This window comes from Streptomyces sporangiiformans (assembly GCF_005768555.2).
GTDB lineage: Bacteria > Actinomycetota > Actinomycetes > Streptomycetales > Streptomycetaceae > Streptomyces > Streptomyces sporangiiformans.
Map to the genome: position 1 here is coordinate 115,446 of NZ_VCHX02000083.1, position 12,809 is coordinate 128,254.

The window sequence follows — 12,809 nt, forward strand, 5'->3', positions numbered from 1 at the left end:
TTCCCCCCAGGATCACCTGCGTGAACCTGTCAGACAGCCAGACAGGTGGCTCGATGCCGCGTCGCGTCAGTGCGATGGAAGCGGTGCTCAGTCATCTGCGCAGTGCGATCGAGCGTGGCGAGTACGCCGTCGGGGACAAGCTGCCCTCCGAGGCGGAACTGTGCCGGAGCCTCGAGGTGAGCCGGCCCGTGCTGCGGGAGGCTCTGCGGGCCCTGCAGACGATGGGCCTGACCGTCTCCCGTACCGGCAAGGGCACGTTCGTCGTCTCCACCGGGCCGGTCGTGGACCCCACCTTCGGCGACTACGCGGCCAGCGATCTCATAGAGGTCCGGCGCCATGTCGAGATCCCCGTCGCGGGCTACGCCGCCGTGCGCCGCACGCCCGAGGACCTCGACCACCTCGCCCACCTGCTCGACCGGATGGAGCGCGAGACCGACACCACCGCCTGGGTGGCCATGGACACGCTCTTCCACCTCGCCGTCGCGCAGGCCGCGCAGAACCCGGTCTTCCGGCGCGTGATCGAGGAGATTCGCGACGCGCTGGCCCGCCAGTCGGCGTTCCTCAACGAACTCGGCGGCCGACGCGAGCAGTCCAATCGCGAACACCGGGCCATCGTCGAGGCGTTGATCGACAGCAGCGCACATGACGCCACCGAGGCCATGGCCCATCACCTCGACCGCGTCGAGACGACCCTCACCGCGATCGTGCGCCCTGAGGGTCTTGACCGCCCCGAAAACACGAACCCGAACACGAACACGAACACCCCCACAGAAGGCGAGACCCCGGCGTGAGTGAGCAGTCCCTCCACGAAGAGCTAAGGAAGCCGGCCAGTCACGTGGACGCCGGAGACGAGGGGTACAGCAAGTCCCTGAAGTCCCGGCACGTCAACATGATCGCCATCGGCGGCGCGATCGGTACCGGACTCTTCCTCGGCGCCGGCGGCCGCCTCGCCGACGCCGGCCCTTCGCTCTTCATCGCGTACGCCGTCTGCGGTGTCTTCGCCTTCCTGGTCGTCAGAGCCCTCGGCGAACTCGTCCTGTACCGGCCGTCGTCCGGCGCCTTCGTGTCGTACGCCCGGGAGTTCCTCGGTGAGAAGGGCGCGTACACCGCGGGCTGGATGTACTTCCTGAACTGGGCGACCACCGGCATCGCCGACATCACCGCGGTCGCCACCTACACCCACTACTGGGGCATGTTCTCCGACATCCCGCAGTGGGTGATCGCGCTCATCGCGCTCGCCGTGGTGCTCACCGTGAACCTCATCTCGGTGAAGATCTTCGGCGAACTGGAGTTCTGGTTCGCGATCATCAAGGTCGGCGCGCTGGTGGCCTTCATGCTCATCGGGATCTTCCTGCTGGTCACCCAGCAGCCCGTGGACGGGACCACCCCCGGCCCCTCGCTGATCACTGACAACGGCGGCATCTTCCCCAACGGCCTGCTGCCGATGCTGCTGATCGTCCAGGGCGTCGTCTTCGCGTACGCCTCCGTCGAGCTGGTCGGTGTCGCCGCGGGCGAGACGGAGAACCCCGAGAAGGTCATGCCGAAGGCCATCAACTCCATCATGTGGCGCGTCGGTCTCTTCTACGTCGGCTCGGTGCTCCTGCTGTCGATGCTGCTGCCCTGGAACAAGTACACCGCCGGGGAGAGCCCGTTCGTCACCGTGCTCTCCAACATCGGCATCCCGGCCGCTGGCGGTGTGATGAACCTGGTCGTGATGACCGCCGCCATGTCCAGCCTCAACTCCGGGCTCTACTCGACCGGCCGCATCCTGCGCTCCATGGCGATGTCCGGCTCCGCGCCGAAGTTCACCGGGGTGATGAGCCGCAGCCAGGTCCCGTACGGCGGGATCCTGCTCACCAGTGGCATCTGTGTGCTCGGTGTCGGCCTGAACTTCGTCGTCCCCGCGGACGCCTTCGAGATCGTGCTGAACTTCGCGGCCATCGGCATCCTCGCCACCTGGGGCATGATCATGATCAGTCACCTGGTGTTCTGGCGGAAGACGCAGGACGGGCAGTTGGAGCGGCCGAGCTACCGGCTGCCGGGCTCGCCCTGGACGGAGCTCGTCACGCTGTTCTTCCTCGCCTCCGTGCTCGTGCTGATGTACGCCGACGGAGGACCGGGACGTACGACGGTGCTGTGTCTGCCGATCATCGTGGCGGCGCTGGTGGCGGGTTGGTACGCGGTGCGCGGCCGGGTCGCGGCCGTACGAAAGCCGGAGGTGGACGCTTGAGCCTCAACACGCTCGCCGAGTACGGCAGTTCACTCGCAGAGGCGCCCGCTGTCCGCGAACCGCTGCACGCGCCCGTCGCGCATCTCGTGCGCAGCGGTGTCATCGAGGGCATCCACTACGGCTCGGTCGTCGTACTCGGCGCCGACGGAAACGTGGACCTGCAGATCGGTGACATCGAGGCGGCCTTCTATCCGCGCTCGGCGCTCAAGCCCGTACAGGCCGCGGCGCTGCTGCGGGCAGGACTGCCGCTCGAAGGGGAGCTGCTCGCGCTCACCGCGGCCAGCCACTCCGGCGAGGAGCGGCATCTCGCCGGAACCCGGCGGATCCTGGAGCTGGCCGGGCTCGCCGAGGACGACCTGCGCAACGTGCCGGACCTGCCCTTCGACCCGGTCGTCCGGGACGACTGGATCCGCGCGGGGCGGCTGCCGTCCCGGCTCGCCCAGAACTGCTCGGGCAAGCACGCGGCGATGGTGTACGCGGCGCGGCTGAACGGCTGGTCGCTCGACGACTACCTCGATCCCGCGCATCCGCTCCAGCAGGCGATAGCGGAGCTCGTCGAGGACCTCACCGGGCAGGCCGTCGCGCATGTGTCCGTCGACGGCTGCGGGGCGCCCCTGTTCTCCGTTTCGCTGCACGGGCTCGCGCGCGCCGCGGCCCGGATAGCCACCGCCCCGCCCGGCACCCCCGAAGCGCGCGTGGCCGACGCGATGCGCGAGCACGCCGAGATGGTGTCCGGCTCGGGGCGCGACGTGGCCGCGCTGATGCGGGCCGTGCCGGGGCTGCTCACCAAGGACGGCTTCGAAGGCGTACACGTCGCGGCACTGCCCGATGGCCGTGCCGTCGCCGTGAAGATCGCCGACGGGGCGGACCGGGCCCGTGTGCCCGTGGTCGCGGCGGCCCTGGCGCGCTGTGGCGTCGACGCGGACGCGCTCGCCGAGTTCGTTCAAGCGCCGTTGCTCGGGGGTGGCGCGGTGGTCGGGAGCATCCGGCCGGCCCGTGCACTCGAACCGCTCCCGCAGGTCTGATCGTCCCCACCTTCAGAAAGAAGAGGTCGCAGCATGACCCTCCGCAGAGAGCACGACCTGCTCGGCGACCGCGATGTTCCCGCCGAGGCGTACTGGGGGATCCACTCCCTGCGCGCCAAGGAGAACTTCCCCATCACGGGCACTTCCATCTCCGCCTACCCGCACCTCATCGTGGCACTGGCCGCCGTCAAGGAGGCCGCCGCCCGCGCCAACGAGGAACTCGGCCTGCTGGAGCCCCGCAAGGCGGCGGCCATCATCGAGGCCTGCCGGGAGATCCGCGACGGGAAGCTGCACGACCAGTTCGTCGTCGACGTGATCCAGGGCGGCGCGGGGACCTCGACGAACATGAACGCCAACGAGGTCGTGGCCAACCGGGCGTTGGAACTGCTCGGCCACCCCAAGGGCGAGTACGAGTTCCTGCACCCGAACGAGGACGTCAACCTCGGCCAGTCGACCAACGACGTCTACCCGACCGCCGTCAACGTCGCCACGGTCTTCGCGGTGCGCGGCCTGCTCCAGGCGATGGCGGTGTTGCAGGACGCCTTCGCCGCCAAGGCCGTCGAGTTCCGCGACGTACTGAAGATGGGGCGTACGCAGCTGCAGGACGCGGTGCCGATGACGCTCGGTCAGGAGTTCTCGGCGTACGCGGTGATGCTGGAGGAGGACCGCAGCCGGCTCGCTGAGGCCGTCGAGCTGATCCACGAGATCAACCTGGGCGCGACGGCGATCGGCACCGGGCTCAACGCGCCCGCCGGGTACGCCGAGGCCGCGCGCCGGCACCTCGCGGACATCACCGGGCTGCCGCTGGTCACCGCGGTCAACCTCGTCGAGGCCACGCAGGACTGCGGGGCCTTCGTCCAGATGTCCGGGGTGCTGAAGCGGATCGCGGTGAAGCTCTCGAAGAGCTGCAACGACCTGCGGCTGCTGTCGTCCGGACCACGCGCGGGCCTGAACGAGATCAACCTGCCGCCGGTCCAGGCGGGTTCGAGCATCATGCCCGGCAAGGTGAACCCGGTGATCCCCGAGGTGGTCAACCAGGTCGCCTTCGAGGTGATCGGCAACGACGTCACCATCACGATGGCCGCCGAGGCGGGTCAGCTCCAGCTCAACGCCTTCGAGCCGATCATCCTGCACGCCCTGTCGGAGAGCCTCACGCATCTGCGCGCCGCCTGCCTGACGCTCGCCGAGCGCTGCGTCGCCGGTATCACGGCCAACGAGGACGTGCTGCGCGAAGCCGTCGAGAACTCCATCGGGCTGGTGACCGCGCTCAACCCGCACATCGGGTACGAGGCGGCCACCGGCATCGCGAAGGAGGCCCTCGCCACCGGTCGCGGCGTGGCCGAACTCGTCCTGGAGAAGGGCCTGTTGCCCGCCGACCGGCTGGCCGCCCTGCTGCGGCCGGAGGTGCTCGCGGGTTCACGGGCCGGCTGAGTCGCGCGGGTGCCCGTGGTGCGCAGGGTCGGGCGCACGATGATGGCGCGGGCACCCGTGCTCACCCATGGGTCTGCGTAAGGGACCGGCATCGCGCTTCGCGGGGCGCACGCTCTCGCGCTTTGCCGGGATCGGTGTGGGCTTCGCGGGGCGCCGGCTCTCGCACCCCGTCGGGATCGGTGCGGCCGCGGAGACGCGCGCCGCGCTGCCCGGCTTGGTGGCTCGGAGCGGTATCGGCTCGTTGGGATCGTCCTCGGCGCCGAGGCCGAGGGGCAGAATGGTGATCATGGCAGAGGTTTCGTCGTCCCCGACCTTTCAACCGGTCCTCGAACGCATCGCGGCCGAGATCGAGAACACGCCCGGGCGTGGCCGACCCGCCGACTACATCCCGGCGCTCGCCGCGCGCGACCCGCGCCGGTTCGGCATGGCCGTCGCGGAACCGGACGGCACGGTGTACGGGGTGGGGGACTGGCGGCAGCCGTTCTCCGCCCAGTCCATCACGAAGGTCTTCACTCTCGCGCTCGTTCTGGCGGGCCAGGGCGATCCCTTGTGGGAGCACGTCGGCCGCGAGCCCTCCGGCAACGCCTTCAATTCGCTGGTGCAGTTGGAGTACGAGAACGGCATCCCGCGCAACCCGTTCATCAACGCCGGCGCGCTCGTCGTCACCGACCGCCTCCAGGCCCAGACCGGCGACGCGGTCGGCGCTCTCCTCGGCTTCCTGCGCGCGGAGAGCGGCAACACACACCTCGCCATCAACAAGGACATCGCCGCCTCCGAGTCCGCCCACGGCGACCGCAACGCCGCGCTCGGCCACTTCATGGCGGCGTACGGAAACATCGTCAACCCGGTCCCGGTCCTCCTCGACCAGTACTTCCACCAGTGCTCCATCGAGGCCTCCTGCGCCGACCTCGCCCTCGCCACCGGCTTCCTGGCCCGTCACGGCATACGCGCCGACGGCACCCGCCTGCTGACCCGAAGTCAGGCCAAGCAGATCAACGCGATCATGCTCACCTGCGGCACCTACGACGCCGCGGGCGAGTTCGCGTACCGGGTCGGCCTGCCCGGCAAGAGCGGCGTCGGCGGCGGCATCATCGCGGTTGTGCCCGGCCGCTGCACCCTGTGCGTGTGGAGCCCTGGCCTGGACGAACGGGGCAACTCGGTGGCCGGCGTCGCGGCCCTGGAGCGCTTCACGACACTGACGGGACTGTCGGTGTTCTGACGGTCGGCCCACGTCGTCCCACGTGGCGGACGTCCGGTAACACGGCGGACATGCTGTGGCTGCCGCTCAGAGGGGCGTGCGTCGCTTTCCGGCCACCCGGCGTTGACAGGCTGCCCGAGTGTTGGCCATGGGTTCCTCTGTCGATGTGCGTCGTTGCCAGTTGCTCGGGCTCGCGGGTTCGGGCTTTCTCGTGGCGGGAGGCAAGACGGCCGGTGCCCTGCCGGTGCGCGAGCTGCCGTCCCCGGCGTCGGGACAGGCGGCGCTCGGCCTGGTCGGCGTGTACTTCGGGCTGGTGCTGCTCATAGCCGCCTGGGCTCTGCTGGGCCGGGTGCTCCGAGGGCCCGAGCCGCCGAGTCCGCGGCAGCTGCTCGTGGTGCTCGCGGTGTGGGCCACGCCGTTACTGATCGCGCCGCCGCTGTTCAGCCGGGATGTCTACAGCTATCTGGCCCAGGGCGCCATGGTCGACGCGCACATCGATGTCTACACGTACGGGCCCGCGCGGCTCGGCGGGCCCCTCGCGGACGAGGTGGCGCCCGTGTGGCAGCAGACGGCGACGCCGTACGGTCCCGTCTTCCTCGCCGTCGCCTCCTCGCTGTCCGCTCTCACGCGGGGCGAGGTGCCGGCCGGGTTGTTCGGGATGCGGGTCGTCGCGCTGCTCGGAGTGGCGCTGATGGCGGCGGCGCTGCCGAGGCTGGCCCGGCACAGCGGCGCCGACCCGGCCGCCGCCCTGTGGCTCGGAGCGCTCAACCCGCTCGTGCTGCTGCACCTCGTCGCGGGAGCGCACAACGACGCCATCATGCTGGGGCTGCTCGGGGCCGGTCTGGTGGCGGCGCTCGGCCGGTGGCCCATCCTGGGCGCCGTGCTCGTCACGCTCGCCGCCCTGGTCAAAGTGCCTGCCGTGCTCGGCCTCGCGGCCGTCGTGGCACTCCAGGCGCGAGCGGGCAGAAAGGTGTGGAAGGCGACCCTGACGACCACGGCGGTCGCCCTCGCCACGACCGTCGTGGCCACGGCCGTCGCCGGTACGGGGTATGGCTGGACCGGTGCGCTGAAGACGCCTGTCTCCCCGCACAACTGGTCGCCCACGAGTGTTCTCGGCCGGGCCACCGCATCCGTTCTCAAGGATCTCGGCAGCGGCCTCGCCCCGCTCGCCCTGCCCGCCTGGCACGCCCTCGGCCTCGCGGCCACCGCCGTCGCCCTACTCGTCATATGGCTGCGCCGCCCCACCCCCAGCCCCGTCTACGCGCTGGGACTCAGCCTGGCCGCGGTGGCCTTCCTGGGCCCGGCGGTCCGTCCCTGGTACGCGCTGTGGGGACTGTTCCTCATCGCCGCGGCCGCGCCCAGCACCTCGGTACGGCACCGGGCCGCAGCCGTGACCGGGGTCCTCGCGCTCGGCGTCCTGCCCAGTGGAGACCCGCCGGACGCCGGGCAGTTGGTCCTGGCCGTGTCGGGCGGAGTGCTCGCTGTGATCGTGCTCTGGCAGGCCCGTCAGGCGCGTCAGATGTCGAACGCACCGGTGCTGGAGCGGACGGCATGAGGCTTCCGCGTACCGATCGCGGGCGAGCGCTGTGCGTGCTCCTGCTCGCCACCGCCGTGGCCCTGTTCACCGCGACGGTGCCGCTGCTGCGGGACTTCTTCGACCTGCGCGTGTACTACGGCGCCGTCGACGCCTGGATCCACCACGGTGGCCGCATATACGACTACCGGGTGCCGGGAACGACGTACGGCTTCACGTATCCGCCGTTCGCGGCGGTCACCATGCTGCCGATGGCGCTGTGCGGACTGCACACCGCGATCGCCGTCGGGCTGCTGCTCAACCTCGCGGCGACCGCCGTCGTCCTGCGCATCCTGGCCCCGCTCGGGCTCATGCGGCACGGCTGGTTCGGCTGCGCCGTGGTCGTCTGTCTGCTCGCCCTGCTGGAACCGGTCCGCGACACCTTCAGCTTCGGCCAGGTCAACCTCCTGCTGCTGGCGCTGGTACTCGGCGACGCCTGGCTGCTGTCCACCGGCCGCGGCCGGTGGGCGGGCGTCGGCATCGGGCTCGCCGCCGCGATCAAACTCACGCCCGCGATCTTCATCGTCCTGCTGCTGCTCGCCCGACGCCCGCGCGCCGCCGGCATCGCCACGGCTGTCGCCGCGGCCGCCACCGCCCTCGCGGCCTGGACCGCGCCGGGCGCCTCCCGCTTCTACTGGACCGAGGCGGTCTGGGACACCACCCGCATCGGCCGCCTCGCCTACGTCTCCAACCAGTCGCTGCAAGGTGTGCTGGCCCGGCTCGCCGAACCCGCCGAACCGAGCCGCACCGCCTGGCTGTTGGTCGCACTCGCCGTCCTGGGCATCTGGGCATGGCGCGCCCGCCGCGCAGCCGCCGACGACGACCTGCTGGGCGCCTTCGCCCTCACCGGACTGGCCGCCTGCCTCCTCAGCCCGATCACCTGGGTGCACCATCTCGTGTGGCTGCTGCCGTCGCTGGCGATCCTGACCGAGTCAGGTCTCCGGCGACGGCGGCTGCTGTGGGTGGTGGGCGTCCTGTACGTGCTGCTGTGCAGCAGCGTGGTGTGGCTGTGGTTCGACGACGCGTCCGGTGTCGACGGGTTCCTCGGGAGCAACACGTACGTGTGGATCACCCTCGGTCTGCTGCTCGGGCTGCCCGTGGGTCACTCCCAGGTGAACCGACCGCGCAGGAGCCTCAGGACCAGTGCCACGGCCCCCGCCCCCAGACCGGCCGCGCCCGCGACCGCCCCCGCATCCGTCCACGAGGCATAGCTCGCACCGACCGCCGCCGTCGCCGGCCGCGCGGTCGCGGTCGGGCCCGCTTGCGCCACGGCGCGCGGCGGGTCGAGCGATGCCACGGGGTCGACGCGCCCGGCTGCCCGGAAACCCCAGTCGAGCAGCGAGCGCGTTTCTTCGTAGACGGCGAAGTGCTCGTTCGACTGAGGGTTCATCACCGTGACGACGAGGGTGCGCCCACCGCGGCGCGCGGCGGCGACCAGCGTGTTGCCCGCGTGGGAGGTGTAGCCGTTCTTGACGCCGAGGAGCCCCGGATAGGGCTTGACCCCATCGGCCCCGGTCAGCAGGCGATTGGTGTTCTGGATGGCGAAAGGCCGCCCATCGCCCGGGAACTTGGCCTCCACGGTGGCGCAGTACCCTGCGAAGTCCGGATTGCGCAGCCCGGCCCGCCCGAACACCGCCAGGTCGTACGCCGAAGAAACCTGCCCGGGCGCGTCGTAGCCGTCGGGCGAGACGACCCGCGTGTCGCGGGCACCGAGCGTACGGGCCTTGGCCTGCATCTGGGCGGCCGTCGCACGCCAGCCACCGTTCATCGCCGCCAGCACGTGCACGGCGTCGTTGCCGGAGTTCAAGAAGACACCCCGCCACAGATCGGACGCGCGGTAGGTGTTCCCCGCCGCGACCCCGACCCGGCTGCTTCCGTCGCCGACTCCCGCCAACTCCCGCTCCGTGACGGTGTGCCGGACGGCCGCGGGCATCACCGGCAGCACGGTGAGGGCGAAGAGGGTCTTCAAGGTGCTGGCGGGCGGCAGCTTGAGGTGCGCGTTGTGCGCGGCCAGCACGTCACCGGTGTCCGCGTCGGCGACAAGCCATGACCGGGCGGAGACATTTTTGGGCACCTTGGGTGCTCCGGCCCGCGGATGGACGTGCGTTCCGGGCCGGTACAGCGCCGAGGACCGGGAGGCCGAGGGGCTCGGTGGGAGCGGCGAGGCCTGCGCGACCGACTCGGCGTCGGTCTGTGCGACGGCCGTTTCGACGTCTGCGGCCGCTTCGGCTCCGGTGCGGGCCAGGGCAGGGCTCGGCGCGAGGGCCAACGCACCGACCACACAGGCGGCGGAGCAACAGATGACGGTGCGGGATGAAAATCCGATAGTCATATCGCAAACGTAGGAACGCGCAGGTCACATCGCCGGGTGTCAGGGCCGAGTGGCGGCATCGAGCACCCGGATGCCGCAAGCTGCCCGTCCGGTCGGCGGCGCGGGCCGCCCGGGCCACTGCGCGCGGGCTGCTGGGCGCAGTGGCTACCGGGCGCCGGGCACCGTCGACTGGACCTGCCGAAGGAACGCCGCGTTGTCCGGGGTCTGCCGCATCCTGTCCAGCAGGGATTCGAGTCCGGCCTGCGCGTCCCCGCGGGAGTGCAGGGCCCGCCGCAGTGCTCGTACGGCTGTCAACTCACCCGAGGGGACCAGCAGTTCCTCGCGACGGGTGCCGGACGGTGTGATGTCGACGGCCGGATAAGTCCGCCGGGCCGCGAGCGTGCGGTCCAGGCGCAGCTCCATGTTGCCGGTGCTCTTGAGCTCCTCGAAGTAGAAGTCGTCGGCGCGGGAGCCGGTCTCCACCAGGGCCGTGGCGAGGATGGTGAGGGAGCCGCCCTCCTCGGTGAGGCGCGCGGCACCGAAGAGCCGCTTGGGACCGTGCAGCGCGGCGGCGTCGACACCGCCGCTGAGGGTACGGCCGCCGGCGGCGGCCGCGTTGTTGTGCGCCCTGCACAGCCGGGTCAGCGAATCCAGGAGGATCACGACGTCCTGGCCCGCCTCGACGAGCCGCTTGGCGCGCTCCACGGCCAGTTCGGCGAGCGCGATGTGCTGCTTCGGCGCCCGGTCGAAGGTCGAGGCGAGCACTTCACCGCGTACGGAGCGCCGCATGTCGGTCACTTCCTCCGGGCGCTCGTCGAGGAGCACCACCATCAGATGGCACTCGGGGTGGTTGCCGGCGACGGCGGCGGCCAGTTGCTGGAGCAGCACCGTCTTGCCGGTCTTCGGCGGGGCGACGATCAGGCCGCGCTGGCCCTTGCCGATCGGTGTGACCAGATCGATGACCCGCGTGGTCAGACCGCCCGCCGGATGCTCGAGCCGCAGCCGATCATGTGGGTGCAACGGGGTGAGGTCACGGAAGTGCGGGCGGCCGCGCAGCTCTTCGGGCGTGCGGCCGCCCACGCGCTCGATCTCGGTCAGCGCACGCTGCCGGCCGCGTACGCCTTCGACGAGATCTCCCTTGCGCAGGCCGTATCGGCGCACCAGCGCGGGGGAGACCTGGAGATCGGTGGGCTCGGGCAGGCAGCTCTCGGTCCGCAGGTGGCCCTGCCCGTCGGAGGAGATGTCGAGTACGCCGGTGGCCCGCTCCTGGGTGAGCGAGGCGGGAAGACGTTCGAGTGTGGTGGTCACGTGTGGGGAGTCCTTTCAGGGGACGAATTCATGAGGTCATCAGAGAAGGAAGAGAGGGAGGGGAGAGGCCGGGAAGGGGCGGCATGGTCACGCCCCGGCACGGCGGAGACATCACCTCGCGCACGCCGGACGGAAAACGCCCACGGCCGTACGTCAGGAGGTGGTGCTGAGAAGCTGCTTCGCCGGTCAAGAGAAGACCGCGGATCAGCTGAGTGAGGTGAAACCGGCACTGGCGCCCGAGAACGGGCGTACACAAGTGCTGAGGTGACTGTACCACTGTCCGCTGTTTCGGGCGGCTCATATATCGTCACCCGAAGCATCGAGGCCCATGGGCTGAGGGCTCGCACAGTCGAGGGAGTGGGACATGAGCAGGCCGTCGACCGCCGCGACGCCACAGGAGTTGCAGCGGCGGCTAGGGGTGCCCGATGCGGTCGTGATCGGTCTCGGGTCGATGATCGGCGCGGGTATCTTCGCCGCGCTCGCTCCGGCCGCCCGCGCGGCCGGGTCCGGTCTCCTGCTCGGCCTGGCCCTGGCAGCGGTGGTGGCCTACTGCAATGCCACGTCCTCGGCCCGACTGGCCGCCCGCTACCCGGCCTCCGGCGGTACCTATGTCTACGGCCGCGAGCGGCTCGGTGACTTCTGGGGCTACCTGGCGGGCTGGAGTTTCGTGGTCGGCAAGACCGCCTCGTGCGCGGCGATGGCGCTGACCGTCGGCTCGTACGTCTGGCCCGGTCAGGCCCACGCGGTCGCGGTCGCCGCGGTGGTGGCGCTGACCGCGGTGAACTATGCCGGGGTGCAGAAGTCCGCCTGGCTCACCCGCGCCGTCGTCGCCGTGGTCCTGGCCGTGCTCGCCGCCGTGGTCGTCGCCTCCCTCACCTCCGCCGAGGCGGACGCCGCCCGGCTGGACATCGGTTCGGACGCCGCATTGGGCGGAGTGCTCCAGGCCGCGGGTCTGCTCTTCTTCGCCTTCGCCGGATACGCGCGGATCGCCACCCTCGGCGAGGAGGTACGCGACCCCGCCCGCACCATCCCCCGCGCCATCCCGCTCGCGCTCGGCATCACCCTGGTCGTCTACGCCGTCGTCGCCATCGCCGTCCTCGCGGTCCTGGGACCGCAGCGACTGGCGGACGCGACCGCGCCGCTGTCGGACGCCGGACGGGCCGTGGGCGCCGACTGGCTCGTGCCGGTGGTCCGGGTCGGAGCCGCCGTGGCCGCGCTCGGCTCGCTGCTCGCGCTGATCCTGGGTGTCTCCCGGACGACCCTGGCCATGGCGCGCGACCGCCACCTGCCGCATGTACTGGCCGCCGTCCACCCGAAGTTCAAGGTGCCGCACCATGCCGAACTCGCGGTCGGCGCGGCCGTGGCCGTGCTCGCCGCGACGGCCGACGTGCGCGGGGCGATCGGGTTCTCCTCCTTCGGCGTTCTCGCGTACTACGCCATCGCCAACGCCTCGGCCTGGACCCTCAGCCCCGACGAGGGGCGCCCGGCGCGGGTCATTCCGCTGTTCGGACTGGGCGGCTGCCTGGTACTCGCGTTCGCCCTGCCCCTCTCCTCGGTGGTTTCCGGGGCGGTGGTGCTGGTGGCAGGCGCCGCCGCCTATGGCATCCGGCGCAGGGTGACCGCCCATCGGGGACGGTGACGCCCGCGCCAGGGCCACCTGGGGTGCGGGCGCTGCCGCCCGGGCTCCTCGGACGCACCTCGGAGCCCGGAACGGTCAGCGGGTGAGGAGGAAG

10 protein-coding genes are annotated in these 12,809 nt (G+C 71.1%); 8 read left to right on the forward strand and 2 right to left on the reverse strand.

What is annotated here, in order from left to right; all coding sequences use genetic code 11:
* Positions 1 to 20 precede the first annotated feature (20 nt).
* The 7 genes from FGD71_RS09340 to FGD71_RS09370 all read left to right on the forward strand — a co-directional run bounded on the left by FGD71_RS09340 (position 21) and on the right by FGD71_RS09370 (position 8,668).
* The gene (locus FGD71_RS09340) at positions 21 to 791 is read left to right on the forward strand and encodes a FadR/GntR family transcriptional regulator (RefSeq protein ID WP_240436485.1); all 771 of its coding nucleotides are present in this window, start codon (positions 21 to 23) and stop codon (positions 789 to 791) included.
* On the forward strand, positions 788 to 2,230 hold the full coding sequence (locus FGD71_RS09345; protein WP_119099916.1) for an amino acid permease: 1,443 nt from the start codon (positions 788 to 790) through the stop codon (positions 2,228 to 2,230). Before FGD71_RS09340 ends, FGD71_RS09345 begins: the two co-directional genes overlap by 4 nt.
* Complete coding sequence (locus FGD71_RS09350; protein ID WP_119099917.1) at positions 2,227 to 3,255, forward strand: asparaginase; 1,029 nt, start codon at positions 2,227 to 2,229, stop codon at positions 3,253 to 3,255. Before FGD71_RS09345 ends, FGD71_RS09350 begins: the two co-directional genes overlap by 4 nt.
* A 33-nt stretch (positions 3,256 to 3,288) precedes the next feature.
* Positions 3,289 to 4,686, forward strand: a complete 1,398-nt coding sequence (aspA, locus tag FGD71_RS09355; RefSeq protein WP_119099918.1) for an aspartate ammonia-lyase — start codon at positions 3,289 to 3,291, stop codon at positions 4,684 to 4,686.
* A gap of 277 nt (positions 4,687 to 4,963) precedes the next feature.
* Complete coding sequence (locus FGD71_RS09360) at positions 4,964 to 5,905, forward strand: glutaminase (RefSeq protein WP_119099919.1); 942 nt, start codon at positions 4,964 to 4,966, stop codon at positions 5,903 to 5,905.
* A gap of 127 nt (positions 5,906 to 6,032) precedes the next feature.
* Positions 6,033 to 7,439, forward strand: coding sequence for a polyprenol phosphomannose-dependent alpha 1,6 mannosyltransferase MptB (mptB, locus tag FGD71_RS09365; protein WP_119099920.1), 1,407 nt, complete (start codon positions 6,033 to 6,035; stop codon positions 7,437 to 7,439).
* Positions 7,436 to 8,668, forward strand: coding sequence for a glycosyltransferase 87 family protein (locus FGD71_RS09370; RefSeq protein ID WP_119099921.1), 1,233 nt, complete (start codon positions 7,436 to 7,438; stop codon positions 8,666 to 8,668). The genes mptB and FGD71_RS09370 overlap by 4 nt, the downstream gene beginning before the upstream one ends.
* Here FGD71_RS09370 and FGD71_RS09375 read toward each other — a convergent pair.
* On the reverse strand, positions 8,560 to 9,789 hold the full coding sequence (locus tag FGD71_RS09375; protein ID WP_119099922.1) for a D-alanyl-D-alanine carboxypeptidase family protein: 1,230 nt from the start codon (positions 9,787 to 9,789) through the stop codon (positions 8,560 to 8,562). The two genes, FGD71_RS09370 and FGD71_RS09375, sit on opposite strands and share 109 nt — an antisense overlap.
* Positions 9,790 to 9,933: 144 nt before the next feature.
* Positions 9,934 to 11,076 carry a transcription termination factor Rho gene (gene rho, locus FGD71_RS09380; protein WP_119099923.1) on the reverse strand — a complete coding sequence of 381 codons (1,143 nt, stop codon included), beginning with the start codon at positions 11,074 to 11,076 and terminating at the stop codon, positions 9,934 to 9,936.
* Positions 11,077 to 11,440: 364 nt separating this feature from the next.
* On the opposite strand from rho, the gene FGD71_RS09385 reads away from it, so the two are divergent.
* The gene (locus tag FGD71_RS09385) at positions 11,441 to 12,715 is read left to right on the forward strand and encodes an APC family permease (RefSeq protein WP_119099924.1); all 1,275 of its coding nucleotides are present in this window, start codon (positions 11,441 to 11,443) and stop codon (positions 12,713 to 12,715) included.
* Positions 12,716 to 12,809 lie beyond the last annotated feature (94 nt).